Source organism: Mesorhizobium sp. P3_B5 (assembly GCF_056402815.1).
Map to the genome: position 1 here is coordinate 236,244 of NZ_JBFUGR010000001.1, position 16,523 is coordinate 252,766.

Genomic DNA, 16,523 nt, shown 5'->3' on the forward strand with positions numbered 1-16,523 from the left:
GGCGCGGCTTTATTTCCGCAGGAACGCTGCGATCTCGCTGAAGACACTAACGAACATCATTTTGGTCAGCACGCCTGTATTGGTGTTGTAGCGCGAGCAGTGATAGCTGGAAAACAGCGTGATGCCGCCGGCTTGCAGCTGTCCGCCATGCTTGAACGGGTAGGCGGCGACACGCCCACCCAGTGCCCTGACGGTCGACTGGTGGGCGATCGAGCCCAGCGCCAGCACGGCGCGCAGATTTGGAAAGCGCGCGATCGTCGGCACCAGGAACGTCCGGCAGGTGGTAATCTCGGCGCCCACCGGCTTGTTCTCCGGCGGCACGCAGCGCACCGCATTGGTGATCGCCGTGCCCGCAAGTTGCAGGCCATCGTCCGGCCGCGCCTTGAACTCGCCGCGCGCAAAACCGTGTGCGATCAATGTGGAGTAGAGCAGGTCGCCGGCATAGTCGCCGGTGAACGGGCGTCCTGTGCGATTCGCGCCGCGCAGGCCGGGAGCCAAGCCGACGATCAGCAGCCGCACGGCGTCCTCGCCCTGTGGCGGCAGGAAGGTCGGCACCGGTGCATTGAACCAGAACGGTTCGCGCTGCCGCCACTCGGCGATAAAATCATGCAGCCGCGGGCAGAGCGGGCAGTCGCGGCCGGGTTCGGAGGAGGAGGGGGCGATCAACGCCGCCGCCGTCAGTAGTCGTCCTCTTCGACCTCGGCCGGCTCGGGCCGGCGCACCGGTCGCTCGGACGGATCGCGGCCGACTTCGTTCTTCAGCGTCATCAGGTCGATGAAATGGTCGGCCTGGCGGCGCAGATCGTCGGAGATCATCGGCGGCTGCGAGGCCATGGTCGAGACGACAGAGACCTTGCGGCCGCGCCGCTGCAGCGCCTCGACCAGGGTGCGAAAATCGCCGTCGCCAGAGAAGATGACGTAGTGGTCGACGACATCGGCAAGCTCCAGCGCATCGACGGTCAGCTCGATGTCCATATTGCCCTTGATCTTGCGGCGGCCGGTCGAGTCGGTGAATTCCTTGGCCGGCTTGGTCACCACCTTGAAGCCGTTATAGTCGAGCCAGTCGATCAACGGCCGGATCGAGGAGTATTCCTGATCCTCGACCAGCGCGGTGTAGTAGTAGGCGCGCAGCAGATAACCGCGCTTCTGGAAGCTCGACAGCAGCTTGCGGTAGTCGATGTCGAAGCCGAGCGCGCGCGAGGTCGCGTAAAGATTGGCGCCGTCGATGAAAAGAGCGATTTTTTCACGGGGGTCGAACATGGAAAATATCCCTTTTCGCAATATGCGGCCGTCTAAACGAAAATGCGTGAGTGACTATCGCTCGGCTTTTAATGAACCGGCTGAGCTTTCTTCATCCGAGATAGCGCCAGTTTTACGGCAATCCAAGGTGTGTTGCCGCTCTGCAAGCAATTGTGATCGACGCCGTATCGTCGCAGGCGGCCGCACTGCCGGCGAGCTCTTGACCCGGCGGCGGAGCCGGCATTGACCCGCCCCCAGGGCCGGCATCCTGCCATCCTTGCCATGAAGCTTGTATTTTGGCGGCGTTCAGGTTAAGGACCGCGCCTGTTTTCCATCAAATCCATCGCATGAAAGGGGCAATCCATGGCCCGCGTAACCGTTGAAGATTGCATCGACAAGGTCGACAACCGCTTCGAACTGGTGCTTCTGGCCGGCCACCGCGCCCGTCAGATCAGCCAGGGCGCGCCGATCACCGTGCCGCGTGACAACGACAAGAACCCGGTCGTGGCGCTGCGCGAGATCGCCGATGAGACACTGTCGCCCGACGACCTCAAGGAAGACCTGATCCACTCGCTGCAGAAGCATGTCGAGGTCGACGAGCCGGAAGCCGACGGCGAGGCGATCGCCGACCAGACCGGCGGCGCCGTTGCGGCAACCGATGCCGACGACGCCGAGGACAACGTCACCTTCGACCGCATGACCGAAGAAGACCTGCTGGCCGGCATCGAAGGCCTGGTTCCGCCGGAAAAGAGCGACGACTACTAAGAGCTTTCGATCTGGGGTCGCTGGAACAATCTCCGGCACTTCCGTATCGTCCGTTTCGTGGCTATCTATGACATGCGCCGTACACAAGTGCGGCGCATGTTCCATTTCAGCCCTGTGAGAACCAGCCCATGATGCGTCAGTATGAGCTTGTCGAGCGCGTCCAGCGCTACAAGCCTGACGTCAACGAGGCGCTGCTCAACAAGGCCTATGTTTACGCCATGCAGAAGCATGGCCACCAGAAGCGCGCCTCCGGCGACCCCTATTTCTCGCATCCGCTCGAAGTTGCCGCCATCCTCACCGAAATGCACATGGACGAGGCGACGATCGCCGTTGCCCTGCTGCACGATACCATCGAGGACACCACGGCGACGCGGGCCGAGATCGACGAATTGTTCGGCCCGGAAATGGGCAAGCTGGTCGAGGGCCTGACCAAGCTGAAGAAGCTCGATCTCGTCTCCAAGAAGGCCGAGCAGGCGGAAAATCTGCGCAAGCTCTTGCTGGCGATCTCCGAAGACGTCCGCGTGCTTCTGGTCAAGCTCGCCGACCGCCTGCACAATATGCGCACCCTCGACCATGTGCCGGAGGCCAAGCGCCTGCGCATCGCCGAGGAGACGATGGAGATCTATGCGCCGCTGGCCGGGCGCATGGGCATGCAAGGCATGCGCGAGGAACTGGAAGAGATCGCCTTCCGCTTCATCAATCCGGAAGCCTATCGCGCCGTCACCGCCCGGCTCGCCGAAATCTTCGAGCGCAACAAGGACGTGCTGTCCGAGATCGAAAAGGCGCTGTCCACGCTGTTCGAAAAGCATGCGATCAAGGCCAGCGTGAAGAGCCGCCAGAAGAAGCCGTGGTCAGTGTTCCGCAAGATGGAGGCCAAGGCGCTATCCTTCGAGCAGCTGTCCGACATTTTCGGCTTCCGTGTCGTTGTCGAGTCCATGGAGGATTGCTACCGCGCGCTCGGCGCCATCCACACCACATGGTCGATGGTGCCGGGACGCTTCAAGGACTACATCTCGACGCCGAAGCAGAACGATTACCGCTCGATCCACACCACCATCGTCGGCCCGTCGCGCCAGCGCGTCGAGTTGCAGATCCGCACCCATCAGATGAACAAGATCGCCGAATACGGCGTTGCCGCGCATTCGATCTACAAGGACACCGGCGGCAAGACGAATGGTGCTGCCCATGCGATCTCGAAGGAGACCAACGCCTATGCCTGGCTGCGGCGCACCATCGAGCAGCTTGCCGAAGGCGACAATCCCGAGGAATTCCTCGAAAACACGAAGCTGGAGCTATTCCAGGACCAGGTGTTCTGCTTCACGCCCAAGGGCCTGCTGATCGCGCTGCCGCGCGGCGCGACGCCCATCGACTTCGCCTATGCCGTGCACACCGATGTCGGCGACACCTGCGTCGGCGCCAAGGTCAATGGCCGCATCATGCCGCTGATGACGGAGCTGAAGAACGGCGACGAGGTCGAGATCATCCGCTCCAAGGCGCAGGTGCCTCCGGCTGCGTGGGAATCGATCGTCGTCACCGGCAAGGCGCGCTCGGCCATCCGCCGCGCCACCAAGAATGCCATCCGCAAGCAGTATTCCGGCCTCGGCGCCCGCATTCTGGAGCGGGCTTTCGAACGGGCCGGCAAGACCTTCGCCAAGGAAAACCTGAAGCCGGTGCTACACCGGCTGGCGCGCAAGGACATCGAGGACGTGTTGGCCTCGGTCGGCCGCGGCGAGCTTGCCTCCACCGACGTCATGAAGGCGGTGTTTCCCGACTATAAGGACGAGCGCGTCACGGTGGCAGCGCCCAAGCAGCGCGAGGAAGGCTGGTCGAAGATCCGCAACGCCGCCGGCATGCTGTTCCAGATTCCGGGCCGTGCCGCGCGCAAGGACAAGGACCAGCCGAAGGACGGCGCCGTGCCGATCCGCGGCGTGCGCGGCGACCTGCCGGTGCGCTTCGCGCCGGAAGGTGCCGTGCCCGGCGACCGTATCGTCGGCATCGTGCAGCCGGGAACCGGCATCACCATCTATCCGATCCAGTCGCCGGCCCTGCAGGCCTTTGACGACCAGCCCGAGCGCTGGATCGACGTGCGCTGGGACATTGACGAGCGCACCAAGGAGCGGTTTCCGGCGCGTGTCTCGGTCACCGCCATCAATGCGCCGGGCTCGCTGGCCGACATCGCCCAGGTCGTTGCCTCCAACGACGCCAACATCCATACATTGTCGATGGTGCGCACCGCGCCCGATTTCACCGAAATGCTGATCGATCTCGAAGTCTGGGATCTGAAGCACCTGAACCGGTTGCTGTCGCAGCTCAAGGACAATTCCAGCGTCAGCGATGCGCGGCGCGTGAATGGCTAGACCATGATCCCGAAAAGTGGGAACCGGTTTTCGGAAAAGATCATGGTCAAACAAGACTAACGGGCCTGGGGGACAAGGCAAGATGAACACCGACGAAGTGCTGGGTATTTTCCGCGAGGCCGGCGCCGTCCTCGAGGGACATTTCATCCTGACGTCGGGTCTGCGCAGCCCGGTCTTCCTGCAGAAGGCGCGGGTGTTCATGCATGCCGACAAGACCGAGCGCCTGTGCAAGGCGCTGGCCGCAAAGATCCGCGCCGCTGTAACAGGCAAGATCGACTATGTCGTCGGTCCGGCGATCGGCGGGTTGATCCCGGCCTACGAGACCTCGCGTCACCTTGGCGTGCCGGCGATTTGGGTCGAGCGGGAAGGGGGCGAGTTCAGGCTCCGCCGCTTCGAGATCGCCAGGGGTTCACGCGTCGTCATCGTCGAGGACATCGTCACCACCGGCCTGTCGATCCGCGAGACCATCGAATGCCTGCGCGAGCTCGGCGCCGAGGTCGTTGCCGCCGCCTGCATCATCGATCGCTCGGCCGGCAAGACCAATGTCGGCGTGCCGCTGATCGCGCTTGCCGAATATGAGGTTCCGGCCTATCCGGCCGACAGGCTGCCGCCCGAGCTCGCCGCCATACCGGCGATCAAGCCGGGCAGCCGCAACATCTGAACAACATGATCGCCGGCATTGATCATTTCGTGCTGACGGTTCGCTCCGTCGACGACAGCTGTACCTTCTATCAGCGCGTTCTCGGCTTCAATCGCCTCGACGAGCCGAACAGGCCGACAGCGCTGCTGTTTGGAACTCAGAAGATCAATTTGCATGAGGCGACGCGCACATTCGAGCCAAAGGCGAAGGCGCCGACGCCCGGCTCCGGGGATTTCTGCCTCGTCGCCGCCCGGCCGCTCGCCGAGATTTGCGCCAGCCTGGCGGCCAATGGCGTCGCCGTGGAAGTCGGTCCGGTCGAACGCACCGGTGCGCGAGGCCCGATGATGTCGGTCTATTTTCGCGACCCCGACGGCAACCTTGTCGAGGTCAGCGAATACCAGCCCGGCAAGAGGTGAAGGTTCCAGGCGCACTTGGCAAGGGTGATGCCCACCTCAAATCCGCCGCGATTGCGTTGCGTTGGAGACGGCAGCGCCCGGCATCGGAAGGCGGCGGCAGCGCTGTCGCGCCATCGGCCGCCGGTTGTTCTTGGGTCGGCGCGTCGCTATATCAAAGTCGTTGTTGCCTTCTGGTGACCGCAAAGCGCAAGATATGGCTGCTGTAGCGCCTGGCCCGGAATGGCTGGGCATGGTGGTGTTGGTAAACCGGGAACGGGAACAGAGTGCTTTTTCGACGCCGCAAGCCTGATGGTCTTTTCGAGCGGGTGCGTACCTATCTGTGGCCGCGCCGCTCGTTTTCGCGCTCGCTGCAGTATTTTTCCAAGCGCATCCTGCGGCTGAAGGCCACGCCGCACGCCGTAGCGGCCGGTGTCGCGGCTGGTGTGTTCGCCTCGTTCTTTCCGGTGGGGTTCCACTTTGCCATCGCATTCGTGCTCTGCTGGATTATCGCCGGCAATCTCGTGGCGGCAGCCCTCGGCGCCGTATTCTTCGGCAATCCGCTGACCTTTCCGCTGCTCTGGGGCGCGTCCTGGGAGACCGGCAAGCTGATCCTGCACGAGCGGCTGCCCAAAAACGGACCGCCCGCGCATCTCGGCGAAATGCTGCATACGCTGTCGTTTGCGAAGCTGTGGCACCCGATACTGGAGCCGATGCTGATCGGCGCAGTGCCGCTCGGACTGATCTTCGGGCTCATTTTCTACGGCATCACCCGCTGGGGCATGACCGCCTTTCGCGAACAACGCAGGAAACGCATCGCAGAACGGGCGCAGAAGGCTGGCCACGGCGGACGGGAAGTTCCCGCGGAATGATCATCGGCATCGGCAGCGATCTGATCGATATCAGGCGCATCGAAAAGTCGCTGGAGCGCCATGGCCAGCGCTTCATCCAGCGCATCTACACCGAGGTCGAACAGGCCCGCTCCGAAAACCGCAGGGCACGCGTGGCCTCCTACGCCAAACGCTTCGCCGCCAAGGAGGCCTGCGCCAAGGCACTTGGCACCGGTTTGGCGCAAGGCGTGTTCTGGCGCGACATGGGTGTCGTCAACCTGGCCGGCGGCAAGCCGACCATGGCGCTGACGGGTGGTGCGGCGGTGCGGCTGGACAAAATCCTGCCGAAAGGACACCGCGCGGCGATCCACCTGACGATCACCGATGATTTTCCGCTCGCTCAAGCCTTTGTGATCATCGAGGCGTTGCCCGTCGAACAAGCGCCACATTGATTGCATCTGACGACCGGCGATTATATCTAACGCCGACATGACGTTGCCCAGCGCGCGCCGAGACTCTATACCAACCAACGCACAATCGAGGACGACATGAGCGTGGCTGAAAAAACTGAGAAGAAAACCGGCGGACTTGGCGAAACCGTCAGCGTCATCGTCCAGGCGCTGCTGCTTGCGCTGGTCATCCGCACGCTGCTGTTCCAGCCGTTCTCGATCCCGTCCGGGTCGATGCGGCCGACCTTGCTCGAGGGCGACTACCTGTTCGTTACCAAATGGTCCTATGGCTTCTCCCGCTATTCGCTGCCGTTCGGGCCGGATCTGTTTTCGGGCCGCATCTGGGGCTCTGAGCCGAAGCGCGGCGACGTGGTGGTGTTCAAATTCCCGCCGGATCCGTCTGTCGACTACATCAAGCGCGTCGTCGGCCTGCCTGGCGACAAGATCCAGGTCAAGGACGGCCAGCTCTTTATCAACGGCGCCGGCGTGCCGCGCGTGAAAACCGGCCAGATCGACAATCCCGACATCACCGAAGAGGATCATCCGATCGATGTGTACCGGGAAACGCTGCCCAACGGTGTCAGCTACGACACGCTGGACATCGCGCCGACCTCGATCGGTGACAACACCCGCGAATTCGACGTGCCGGCCGGCCACTATTTCATGATGGGCGATAACCGCGACAATTCCTCGGACAGCCGCTTCACCGTCGGTTACGTGCCGGCCGAGAACCTGGTCGGCCGCGCCAATCTGGTTTTCTTCTCGATCGCCGGCAAGGCGAGCCCGCTCGAAATCTGGAAATGGCCGTCGCTCGTGCGCGTGTCGCGCCTGTTCCATTTCGTCAATTAGGGTGATGGCAGCGACAAAACGCCTGACTGCCGATGCGCTCGCCGAAGCGCTCATGCAGCGCACCGGCCACGCCTTTGCCGACCGCCAGCGCCTGCAGCGCGCGCTGACCCATGCCAGTGCCCGCTCAAGCCATGCCGGCATCGACTATGAGCGTTTCGAATTCCTCGGCGACCGTGTTCTCGGCCTAGTCGTTGCCGACATGCTTTTGGCGGCATTTCCAGATGCCGCCGAGGGTGAACTGTCCCTGCGGCTCAACGCGCTGGTCAATGCCGAGGCCCTGGCGGAGATCGCCGAGGATATCGGCCTGCCGGACCTGATCCGCGCCGGCTCTGACGTGCGCGGCCTCGACGGGCGCAAGCGCGTCAATATGCGTGCCGACGCGCTGGAATCGCTGATTGCCGTGCTCTATCTCGACGGCGGGCTCGACGCAGCGCGCGCCTTCATCCACAAATACTGGCAGCCGCGCTCGCAGGCCACGGGTGCAGCCCGCCGCGATGCCAAGACCGAGCTGCAGGAATGGGCACACCAGGCGGCAACCGCGGTGCCGGCCTACACCATCGACGGCCGCGAGGGACCCGACCACGATCCGCTGTTCACCGTCAGCGTCAAGGTCGGCGCCTTTCCTCCGGCGACCGGCAGCGGCCGTTCCAAACGCGAGGCCGAACAGGCCGCCGCCGCGGCACTTCTGCTGCGTGAGGGCGTCTGGCTCAATCAAGGGAGCGCGGCATGACCGCCACCACCGAAGACACTGCTCCGGCGACGCCCGCCGCCGCCACGCATTCCGGCTTCGTCGCGCTGATCGGCGCGCCCAATGCCGGCAAATCGACGCTGGTCAATCAGCTGGTCGGCGCCAAGGTGTCGATCGTCACGCACAAGGTGCAGACCACCCGCGCCATCGTGCGCGGCATCGCCACGCATGACAACGCGCAGATCGTTTTCATCGACACGCCGGGCATCTTCAAGCCGAAGCGCCGGCTGGACACCGCGATGGTGACCACCGCTTGGGGCGGCGCCAAGGATGCCGATATCGTGCTGCTTTTGATCGACGCCGAGCGCGGCATCCGCGGCGACGCCGATGCCATCCTCGAACGGCTCAAGGATGTGCGCCAGCCGATGGTGCTGATCCTCAACAAGGTCGACCGGGTCAAGCACGAGGCGCTGCTGGCCCTGGCCGCGGCTGCGAATGAGAAAGTGCCGTTCAAGCGCACCTTCATGGTCTCGGCGCTGACCGGCTCGGGCTGCAAGGACATGCTCGACTACCTTGCCGAAGCGCTTCCGGCCGGTCCCTGGTATTATCCCGAAGACCAGATCTCCGACCTGCCGATGCGCCAGCTCGCCGCCGAGATCACCCGCGAAAAACTGTATCTCAGGCTGCACCAGGAGCTGCCCTATTCCTCGCATATCGAGACCGAGAAATGGGAAGAGAAGAAGGACGGCTCGGTGCGCATCGACCAGACCATCTATGTCGAGCGCGACAGCCAGAAGAAGATCGTGCTCGGCCACAAGGGCGAGACGATCCGCGCCATCGGCCAGGCGGCGCGCATGGAGATTGCCGGCATCCTCGAGCAGAAGGTGCATCTCTTCTTGTTCGTCAAGGTGCGCGAGAACTGGGGCGACGACCCCGAGCGCTACCGCGAGATGGGGCTCGAGTTTCCGCACTAACCAAGGTCTATGGACAACAGCAAACCGAACATCGACGCAGCCCTGGTCAGCCGTCTGGTCGCCACGCAATTTCCGCAGTGGAAGGACCTTGCAATCAAACCCGTTGCCTCGGGCGGCTGGGACAACCGAACCTTCCATCTCGGCGACGACATGACCGTGCGGCTGCCAAGTGCCGCACCCTATGCCCTGCAAGTCGAAAAAGAACATCGCTGGCTGCCAAGGCTGGCACCGCTGCTGCCGCTGCCTGTCCCGGTGCCGTTGGCGATGGGTATTCCTGCCGAAAACTATCCCTGGCATTGGTCCGTCTATGGCTGGATCGAAGGCGAGACGGCAAAGCGCGAGCGCATTGCCAGCCTGTCGCAATTTGCGACCGATTTGGCCGAATTCCTGGTTGCCTTGCAACGGATCGATGCCACCGGCGGGCCGGCGCCAGGGCAGCACAACTTTTTTCGGGGCGGACCGCTGAGCGTCTATGACGGTGAGACCCGCAAGGCTATCGCCGATCTCGACGGCAAGATCGATACCGGCACCGCCAGCGCGGTGTGGGAGGCCGCACTTGCCTCGACATGGCATGGCGCGCCGGTCTGGTTCCACGGTGATGTCAGCTGGGGAAACCTGTTGGTCCGGCAAGGCCGGCTGAGCGCCGTGATCGACTTCGGCACGTCAGGCGTCGGCGACCCCGCCTGCGACCTGGCGATTGCGTGGACGCTGTTCGAAGGCAAAAGCCGGCAAGCGTTTCGCGCCGGCCTTCCCGCCGATGCGGCGATGTGGGCGCGCGGTCGCGGCTGGACGCTATGGAAAGCGCTGATAACGCTCGCCGGGCACATCGACATCCATGCGGTCGAAGTTGAAAAGTCCCGCCATGTGATCGATGAAGTGCTTGCCGATCACGCGCGAGCGTAAGACCGCCGCAGGATGGCGCTATGTCAGCTGTCCAAGGGCCAGCAACACGCCATTGGCAAGATGCTCCGCATCGGCAGCATTTTCGAACGGCAGGCCTGTGCTGGCATAGTCGACGGCTGAGAAATCGGCGCCGTCGGCATTGATCAGCCCGGCATGATGTCTGGCCGCTTCCATGTTGCCGAGTTGCGCATAGCAAGCCGCAAGCCGGGTCCTGATCCACGGCGTTGGCCGGGTCGCCAGTTCCAGCGCCTCGGCGGCCGGCCGGTATTCGCCCAGCATGTAGAGCGCTAGCGAGCGATCGTATTGGTACCAGTGCGGGTGCAGCGGGTTGATGCGGATGGCGCGCGCCAGCCAGGCGAGGGCGTCGACCGGCCGGCCGCGCATGACCAGGAGATAGCCCATCTGTTCGATGCAGTCGGCGTCGTTCGGATTGAGCTTCAGCGCGATTCGCAAATGATGCTCGGCCGCCTCATGGTCGCGCATGTTGAGCCGCACCAGCGACTGGATGCGTTGGGCGGTCGCCTGGTCGGGCGACAGGGCTATGCCTCTTTCGGCAAGCTCGCGGGCTTTCGCCAGCACGGCCTCGCTGGTGCGCCCGAATTCGCTGTTCAGCACATATGTCAGCGCCAGATAGGTGTAGGCGAGGCCATAGGCGGGGTCCTTGGCAATCGCGGCTTCGAACAGCGCTGCCGCCCCTGTCAGGTCGCTCTGCGCCGGATCGCGCAGCAAGGCAACGCCGCGCAGCACCAGCTCATAGGCGGCAAGGCTGGTCAACGGCCGCCGCGAGGCGCGCTGCAGTCCAGCATTGTTGACCCGCACCACCAGCCGGCCGACGATCTCCTCGACAATGTCCTGCTGGATGGCGAACAGCCCGGCATCCTCTGCCTGGTAGCGATCGCCCCAGAGCTGCGTCGCGTTGGCGGCATCGACGAGGTTGACCGCGGCGACGATGCGGTCCGCCTGCCGCCGCACCGAACCTTCGACGAGATAGTCGGCGCCGATGCGCGAGCGGATGGCCGGCCATTGCGCGGGCGAATGGGAGGCAAACGAGAAGCTCGAATTGCGCGCCAGCACCGTCACGGTGCCGAAGCGGGCGAGGCCGTTGATGATGTCTTCGGCGAACCCGTCGACGATCGCCTCATCGGTGGGATCGGCGCTGTCGTTGCGGAACCTGAGCACCGCCACGATCGGCTGCGCGCCCGGCTCAGGCATCGCCTCTGTCTCGGGCACCAGCATGTAGCCGCGCTTCGACACTGTTCGCACCATGTCCTCGCCAAGCACCTTGCGGATTTCGCGGATCGACTGCGTCAGCGAATCCTCGGTGACGAAAACGCCCGGCCAGACCGTGTCCATCAGTTCCGATTTTGGCACCACGCGGCCGGTATGGCGGGCGAGGTGCGTCAACAATGCGTAAGCCTTCGGCCGCAGGAAGGCCGGCTGATCGGCCCGGCTGAGCGTGCCTTTGCCCAGATCAAGCGTGAAGCCGCCTAATTGAAAAACCTGATCGGTGGTCGAGACCGGCATCAAAAGGCCCGCTCCCTGAAAGCCATGCCGGTATTGGCCTATGGCTGGCAGGCTGGGTCAAGACCTCGCATGTTGGAACCGCCAACGAAAAGGCGCGGCGCCCCCCGGAGTAGGCGCCGCGATCATCGCAATTTGCTCAGGCAGTGCTGGCGACGGCAGACCGCGCTCCCGACCGGCGGACAAAACTTTCGCTGCCGTAGTAGGCAATGATGGCAACCGCGATCACCGCCCAGATCGCGACACCGATCCACTGCTGCTGCACATAGTCGCCGTCGACGAACACCTTGCCGAGGAAGCGCACGCTGTTCTGATGCGTGACATGCATAATGAAGGCGAGCAGCACGCTGCCGGTGTTCTGGTAGAGCCAGGTGAACACCACGCCTGCGAGCAGCACATTGATGGTGCCATGGACGCTGAGGTCGCCGACCAGACCGAGCGGGAAGTGCCAGACGGCCCAGATCACGCCGAGGATCAGGCTGCCTGTCAGCGCCGAATGACCAGCCAGCAGCCGAGGCACCGCAAAACCGCGCCAGCCGGGCTCTTCGCCAAGCGGACCGCTGAAGACGGCATAGAGCGCAATGATCGGCAGCATCTCGCTCATCGCGGGAATGTTGCTCCAGGCGGGCGCAGCAGTGCCAAACAGCGGATTGATCAGGATCGAGGCCAGCTGCGTTGCAAACGGCAGGCCGAACGCCACTAGATACCACACTGGATGCACCCGCCACTTGACCATCGAGGCGAGAATGGCCTTGACCGAACCCCAGCCGCCGGAAAGCGCCGCGACCACGAAGCCGGAGACCATCGGGCCGAAGGTAAACCAGGGAATGCTGTCGCCATTCGACAGCCAGAACGGGATGAACGCCAGCCAGGTCAGGCCAAGCGTCAGCGAAAAGAAGGCGGTCAGCTGGTGCCTTCGCACCAGGCTCAGGAAGGAAGTCATATCAAATCCTCTCGGCGGGCAGATTGGTCATGAGAGGTCGCCGGGCTGCCCGATCGGTCGACTTGCGTCTGGCCGGCCGAACGGTTTCGGCAGGCCGCGTCGACCGCGTCGGCCAACCCGTCCTTTTTGACGGTTGCGGGCTTGAAAATCCCGAGGGATTTCTGAAAGATTTCCGATATTTCCCAAACCGCCGGCGATTGCATTTCCTGCGCCAAGCGCAGCCAAACTTGATTTTGTCACCGAACCGGTGACAAGTTCTCGCCATGGAATGGCGCGACGAGGGAATCATTCTCGGCACCCGCAAGCATGGCGAAACCAGCGCCATTCTCGAGGTGATGACGCGCGCGCATGGCCGCCATCTCGGCCTGGTGCGCGGTGGTCGCTCGCGCAAGCAGCAGCCGGTCCTGCAGCCCGGCAACCGCGTCGACCTGTTGTGGCGCGCGCGGCTTGACGAGCATCTCGGCACCTTCCAGGCCGAGGCGATCGAAATGAATGCCGCCCGGCTGATGGACAGCGCCATCGCTGTCTACGGCTTGCAGACCATGGCCCAGCATCTGCGCCTGTTGCCCGAGCGTGACGCTCATGGCGGCCTGTTCGAGACGCTTGCGGTGATGATCGTCCATCTCGACGACCCGGACGCCGCCGGCGAACTGGTGGCGCGCTTCGAGCTGCTGATCCTAGACGAACTCGGCTTCGGCCTCGATCTCAGCCAGTGCGCGGCGACCGGCAGCAAGCAGGACCTCGCCTATGTCTCGCCGAAATCCGGCCGCGCCGTGTCGCGTGAGGCGGGCGCGCCGTGGCACGACAAGATGCTGGTGCTGCCAGCCTTCCTGCAGCGCGGCTCCGGCCTGCGCGCAGACCCGGCGGCGGTGGAAGATGCGTTTCGGCTGACCGGCTTCTTTTTTGCCCGCCATGTCTATGAGCCGCGCGGCATCGACCCGCCCGACGCCCGCGTCGGCTTCCTCGCCGCGCTGCGCAAGCACCATGCGCGCGGCAAGGCCATAGCCGGAGAAACCGCCGCATGAGCGAAGTCGCTCAGAAGGGCCGCACGCTTGCGGTGTCGGAAGCGACGCTGAAAGATGCCAATGGCAAGCTGCTGGCTTTCGGCACCGAAACATGCTCGATCTTTCCAGCCGCCAACTTGGCGGCGCGCTGAATTTTTCTGGCCGTTTGGCCGCCGCATTTGAATGTCAGTGACAACTGGCCTGGTTTGGGGGAACCGCCATGTTTGAGAGCCTGATCGGCCTTGTCGTCGTCATCGCGATGTTCGTCATCGTCTCGCGCCAGCAGAGCCGCATCGGCCTGATCGAGCGCGAACTCGGCGCGCTGCGCAGCCTGGTTCTGTCAGGCGCGCATGCCGTGCTGCCAGAGGTCAAACCGGCCGAACAGACAGCCGAAGGCAAGCCGGCGGACCCAGCTCCGGCAGCTGCAGTCATTGCCGACCTGGCTACGCCACCGGTGAGCGAGGCGGGCCAAGCACCAGCGACAGCTGAATCCGGCACTGCCGAGGTCGTTTCCGGACCATGGTCCGGCGACGCGGCACCGGTCGCAGCCGAGCCTGCCAAACCGGCGGCAGCGGCCAAAGCCGCGCAAAAACCCGACATCGAAACGGCACTCGGCACGCGCTGGGCGGTCTGGGTCGGCGGTATCGCGCTGGCGCTGGGTGGCCTGTTCCTGATCCGCTACACCATCGAAGCCGGCATTTTTGGCCCCGAGGTGCGGCTTGCCATGGCCGCGGTGCTCGGTCTGGTGCTGATTGCCGGCGGCGAGTTCATCAGGCGAACCGGCTTCAAGGTGCCGGTGCAAGGCGCTGCCGGCGCATACATCCCGGCGATCCTGACTGCGGCCGGCGCTTTCATCCTGTTCGGCACGGTCTACGCTGCGCACGCCATTTACGGTTTCGTCGGTCCGGCCTTCGCCTTCACCGTGCTTGGCGCCATCGGCGTGGCGACGATTGTCGCCGCTCTCGTCCACGGCCAGGCGCTGGCCGGCATCGGCCTCGTCGGCTCGATGGCGACGCCGGCGCTTGTCTCCTCGCAGGCGCCAAATCCATGGGCGCTGTTCGTCTATCTCGCGATCGTGCTGGCCGCCACTGCCGTGATCGCCCGCATGCGAGACTGGAAATTGCTGATGGCGGCCGCCTTCTTCGGCACCGGCGCCTGGACCATCGCCTACATGATGAGCGCGCCCGCCGCCGAGCTTGCCGTCATTCTGTTCATCAATGCGGTGACGCTGGCGGCGCTTGCCTTCATCTGGCTGGGCAGTCGTGTCGGCGAGGCGGAAACTGCGAAGAATGGCTTCGACTGGCCTTCGATCGTGCCGGGCGTTTTCGTTGCGTTTTCGGCGCTGGGCCTGTCCGTCGACTCCACCCTTGTCGCCGCCGGCGATGCTGTGCCGGGCGCGTTTGTCCTCGTCGCCCTTGTCGCCACCGCGCTCTATAGGCCGCGTGCTTTGCCGCTGCTGCATGCCGCCGGCGTGGTGAGCGTAATGATCTATCTCGGCATCATTCCGCCCACCACCATCGGCTCCGGTTTGTCCCAAGGCAATTTGGGCTTTGACGGCCTGCCGGTGGCGACCGGAAACCCTTGGACGCTGCACATCGGCCTCGGCCTCGGCCTGGTCTTCATCGGCGCAGGTTTCTGGGCCGCACGCCGCTTCGTCGCGTCGGCGCAGGTCCGCGCCGCCTCCTGGGCGGCGTGGGGCGTGATCGCGCCGCTGGTCATTCTGCTGGCGCTGTGGTTCACCTTCGGCAATCTCGATCGCGATCTTGGCTATGCAGCGGCCGCCGCACTTCTGGTCGCGGTCTTCGCCGCCGGCGGCGAGTGGATCGCGCGCGGTGAGGCGCCGCCGCTACAGGGCGGCCCCGCCGTGTCGTTCGCGCTTGGTGGAGCGGCAATCGCCGGACTGCTGATGCTGCACATGGCCTTCGGCTCCGGCTGGACCACCATCCTGCTCGGTGTCGCGGCCATTGTGCCGGCGCTGGCGACGCGATGGCGCAGCTTTCCGGTGCTCGGCTGGATTTCGGTCGGCGCTGTGATCGCCGTGCTCGGCCGTGTCGCTTTCGATCCGACCATCGTCGGCGCCCAATTCCTGTCGACGACGCCGGTGTTCAACTGGCTGCTGCCGGGATATGGCGTGCCGGCGCTCGCCTTCGGCTTTGCCGCCTGGCAGCTTGCCCGCACCACCAATGGCCGGCCGCGCCTCGCCATGGAAGCGGCGGCGGCGCTGTTTGCGCTGCTGACCGTCGCCATGCTGGTGCGCCACGCCATGCATGGCGGCGTCATCGACACGGGTGCGATGACGCTCGCCGAACAGGCCATCTACACGCTGATCGCCATCGGCGCCGGCGCCATCCTGGTCGCCATCGACATGCGCTCGCCAAGCTCGGTGCTGCGCTATGGTTCGATGGCCGCCGGTGTGGTCTCGGTCGCCTTCATCGTTATCCGGCATTTCGTGGTGCTGAATCCTTTGTTCACCGACGAATCGACAGGCCGCATCCCGGTGTTCAACCTGCTGTTCCTCGCCTATCTCCTGCCGGCGGTCGCTGCCGGCGGACTGGCGCTCTACGCCAGGGACAAGCGGCCGAAATGGTATGCGCAAATGCTGGCGCTGGTGGCGGCTGCGCTTGCCTTCGCCTATCCCACGCTGTCGGTCAGGCGCCTGTTCAAGGGCGAGTTCATCGGCCTGTGGAGCGGCCTCGGTCAGCTTGAAACCTACACCTATTCGGCACTCTGGCTGGTCATCGGCGTGGCGCTGCTCACCACCGGCGTCTGGCTGAAATCGCAGGTGCTGCGCATCGCCTCGGCTGCACTGATCTCGATCGCCGTGCTGAAGGTCTTCGTATTCGACATGTCGGAACTGGAAGGCGTGCTGCGGGCGCTGTCCTTCATCGGCCTCGGTGCAGTGTTGATCGGCATCGGCCTCTTCTATCAGCGGCTGCTGACGCGGGCGGCGAGGGAAAACGGATAAAGGCA

17 protein-coding genes are annotated in these 16,523 nt (G+C 64.3%); 13 read left to right on the top strand and 4 right to left on the bottom strand.

Translation table 11 applies throughout. From position 1 onward, the window contains the following. Positions 1–9: 9 nt before the first annotated feature. Positions 10–666, bottom strand: a complete 657-nt coding sequence (locus AC1DVW_RS01115) for a uracil-DNA glycosylase (RefSeq protein WP_477320750.1) — start codon at positions 664–666, stop codon at positions 10–12. 11 nt (positions 667–677) lie between these two features. Next, complete coding sequence (locus AC1DVW_RS01120; protein ID WP_477243898.1) at positions 678–1,259, bottom strand: LabA-like NYN domain-containing protein; 582 nt, start codon at positions 1,257–1,259, stop codon at positions 678–680. Positions 1,260–1,601: 342 nt separating this feature from the next. Here AC1DVW_RS01120 and rpoZ point away from each other — a divergent pair, with 342 nt between their 5' ends. The 10 genes from rpoZ to AC1DVW_RS01170 all read left to right on the top strand — a co-directional run bounded on the left by rpoZ (position 1,602) and on the right by AC1DVW_RS01170 (position 10,085). Next, the gene (gene rpoZ, locus AC1DVW_RS01125) at positions 1,602–2,003 is read left to right on the top strand and encodes a DNA-directed RNA polymerase subunit omega (protein ID WP_454588394.1); all 402 of its coding nucleotides are present in this window, start codon (positions 1,602–1,604) and stop codon (positions 2,001–2,003) included. A 128-nt stretch (positions 2,004–2,131) separates the two neighbouring features. Further along, on the top strand, positions 2,132–4,360 hold the full coding sequence (locus AC1DVW_RS01130; protein ID WP_477243900.1) for a RelA/SpoT family protein: 2,229 nt from the start codon (positions 2,132–2,134) through the stop codon (positions 4,358–4,360). A gap of 82 nt (positions 4,361–4,442) precedes the next feature. Beyond that, positions 4,443–5,021, top strand: a complete 579-nt coding sequence (gene pyrE / locus AC1DVW_RS01135) for an orotate phosphoribosyltransferase (RefSeq protein WP_477243902.1) — start codon at positions 4,443–4,445, stop codon at positions 5,019–5,021. 5 nt (positions 5,022–5,026) lie between these two features. Beyond that, positions 5,027–5,416 (top strand): VOC family protein, encoded by a 390-nt coding sequence (locus AC1DVW_RS01140; protein WP_477243904.1) that lies wholly within the window; start codon positions 5,027–5,029, stop codon positions 5,414–5,416. 263 nt (positions 5,417–5,679) lie between these two features. Continuing rightward, on the top strand, positions 5,680–6,264 hold the full coding sequence (locus AC1DVW_RS01145; protein ID WP_477243906.1) for a DUF2062 domain-containing protein: 585 nt from the start codon (positions 5,680–5,682) through the stop codon (positions 6,262–6,264). Continuing rightward, positions 6,261–6,674, top strand: a complete 414-nt coding sequence (gene acpS / locus AC1DVW_RS01150) for a holo-ACP synthase (protein ID WP_477243908.1) — start codon at positions 6,261–6,263, stop codon at positions 6,672–6,674. Before AC1DVW_RS01145 ends, acpS begins: the two co-directional genes overlap by 4 nt. A 96-nt stretch (positions 6,675–6,770) precedes the next feature. Further along, positions 6,771–7,520 (top strand): signal peptidase I, encoded by a 750-nt coding sequence (gene lepB, locus AC1DVW_RS01155; protein WP_477243910.1) that lies wholly within the window; start codon positions 6,771–6,773, stop codon positions 7,518–7,520. A 4-nt stretch (positions 7,521–7,524) separates the two neighbouring features. Continuing rightward, entirely contained in the window at positions 7,525–8,250 is a 726-nt protein-coding gene (gene rnc, locus AC1DVW_RS01160) for a ribonuclease III (protein WP_477320751.1), read from the top strand. Then, on the top strand, positions 8,247–9,182 hold the full coding sequence (gene era, locus AC1DVW_RS01165; RefSeq protein WP_477320752.1) for a GTPase Era: 936 nt from the start codon (positions 8,247–8,249) through the stop codon (positions 9,180–9,182). The genes rnc and era overlap by 4 nt, the downstream gene beginning before the upstream one ends. A gap of 9 nt (positions 9,183–9,191) precedes the next feature. After that, on the top strand, positions 9,192–10,085 hold the full coding sequence (locus AC1DVW_RS01170) for an aminoglycoside phosphotransferase family protein (protein WP_477320753.1): 894 nt from the start codon (positions 9,192–9,194) through the stop codon (positions 10,083–10,085). Between the two features lie 18 nt (positions 10,086–10,103). On the opposite strand, the gene AC1DVW_RS01175 is transcribed toward AC1DVW_RS01170, so the two are convergent. Both AC1DVW_RS01175 and AC1DVW_RS01180 read right to left on the bottom strand, forming a co-directional pair. Next, positions 10,104–11,609: a winged helix-turn-helix domain-containing tetratricopeptide repeat protein gene (locus AC1DVW_RS01175; RefSeq protein ID WP_477320754.1), complete on the bottom strand. Its 1,506-nt coding sequence runs from the start codon at positions 11,607–11,609 to the stop codon at positions 10,104–10,106. A 136-nt stretch (positions 11,610–11,745) separates the two neighbouring features. Continuing rightward, positions 11,746–12,549, bottom strand: coding sequence for a CPBP family intramembrane glutamic endopeptidase (locus AC1DVW_RS01180; RefSeq protein ID WP_477320755.1), 804 nt, complete (start codon positions 12,547–12,549; stop codon positions 11,746–11,748). A 263-nt stretch (positions 12,550–12,812) separates the two neighbouring features. Here AC1DVW_RS01180 and recO point away from each other — a divergent pair, with 263 nt between their 5' ends. The 3 genes from recO to AC1DVW_RS01195 all read left to right on the top strand — a co-directional run bounded on the left by recO (position 12,813) and on the right by AC1DVW_RS01195 (position 16,518). Continuing rightward, positions 12,813–13,574, top strand: coding sequence for a DNA repair protein RecO (gene recO, locus AC1DVW_RS01185; RefSeq protein ID WP_477320756.1), 762 nt, complete (start codon positions 12,813–12,815; stop codon positions 13,572–13,574). Continuing rightward, complete coding sequence (locus AC1DVW_RS01190; RefSeq protein WP_477243924.1) at positions 13,571–13,705, top strand: hypothetical protein; 135 nt, start codon at positions 13,571–13,573, stop codon at positions 13,703–13,705. Before recO ends, AC1DVW_RS01190 begins: the two co-directional genes overlap by 4 nt. A gap of 68 nt (positions 13,706–13,773) precedes the next feature. Continuing rightward, the gene (locus AC1DVW_RS01195) at positions 13,774–16,518 is read left to right on the top strand and encodes a DUF2339 domain-containing protein (RefSeq protein ID WP_477320757.1); all 2,745 of its coding nucleotides are present in this window, start codon (positions 13,774–13,776) and stop codon (positions 16,516–16,518) included. Positions 16,519–16,523: the final 5 nt, after the last annotated feature.

Coding starts and splice junctions, on each gene's coding strand:
- pyrE (WP_477243902.1), top strand. CDS start 4,443: ATGAACACCGACGAAGTGCTGGGTATTTTCCGCGAGGCCGGCGCCGTC.
- AC1DVW_RS01130 (WP_477243900.1), top strand. CDS start 2,132: ATGATGCGTCAGTATGAGCTTGTCGAGCGCGTCCAGCGCTACAAGCCT.
- acpS (WP_477243908.1), top strand. CDS start 6,261: ATGATCATCGGCATCGGCAGCGATCTGATCGATATCAGGCGCATCGAA.
- AC1DVW_RS01120 (WP_477243898.1), bottom strand. CDS start 1,259: ATGTTCGACCCCCGTGAAAAAATCGCTCTTTTCATCGACGGCGCCAAT.
- AC1DVW_RS01140 (WP_477243904.1), top strand. CDS start 5,027: ATGATCGCCGGCATTGATCATTTCGTGCTGACGGTTCGCTCCGTCGAC.
- AC1DVW_RS01170 (WP_477320753.1), top strand. CDS start 9,192: ATGGACAACAGCAAACCGAACATCGACGCAGCCCTGGTCAGCCGTCTG.
- era (WP_477320752.1), top strand. CDS start 8,247: ATGACCGCCACCACCGAAGACACTGCTCCGGCGACGCCCGCCGCCGCC.
- rnc (WP_477320751.1), top strand. CDS start 7,525: ATGGCAGCGACAAAACGCCTGACTGCCGATGCGCTCGCCGAAGCGCTC.
- AC1DVW_RS01175 (WP_477320754.1), bottom strand. CDS start 11,609: ATGCCGGTCTCGACCACCGATCAGGTTTTTCAATTAGGCGGCTTCACG.
- recO (WP_477320756.1), top strand. CDS start 12,813: ATGGAATGGCGCGACGAGGGAATCATTCTCGGCACCCGCAAGCATGGC.
- AC1DVW_RS01190 (WP_477243924.1), top strand. CDS start 13,571: ATGAGCGAAGTCGCTCAGAAGGGCCGCACGCTTGCGGTGTCGGAAGCG.
- rpoZ (WP_454588394.1), top strand. CDS start 1,602: ATGGCCCGCGTAACCGTTGAAGATTGCATCGACAAGGTCGACAACCGC.
- AC1DVW_RS01195 (WP_477320757.1), top strand. CDS start 13,774: ATGTTTGAGAGCCTGATCGGCCTTGTCGTCGTCATCGCGATGTTCGTC.
- AC1DVW_RS01180 (WP_477320755.1), bottom strand. CDS start 12,549: ATGACTTCCTTCCTGAGCCTGGTGCGAAGGCACCAGCTGACCGCCTTC.
- lepB (WP_477243910.1), top strand. CDS start 6,771: ATGAGCGTGGCTGAAAAAACTGAGAAGAAAACCGGCGGACTTGGCGAA.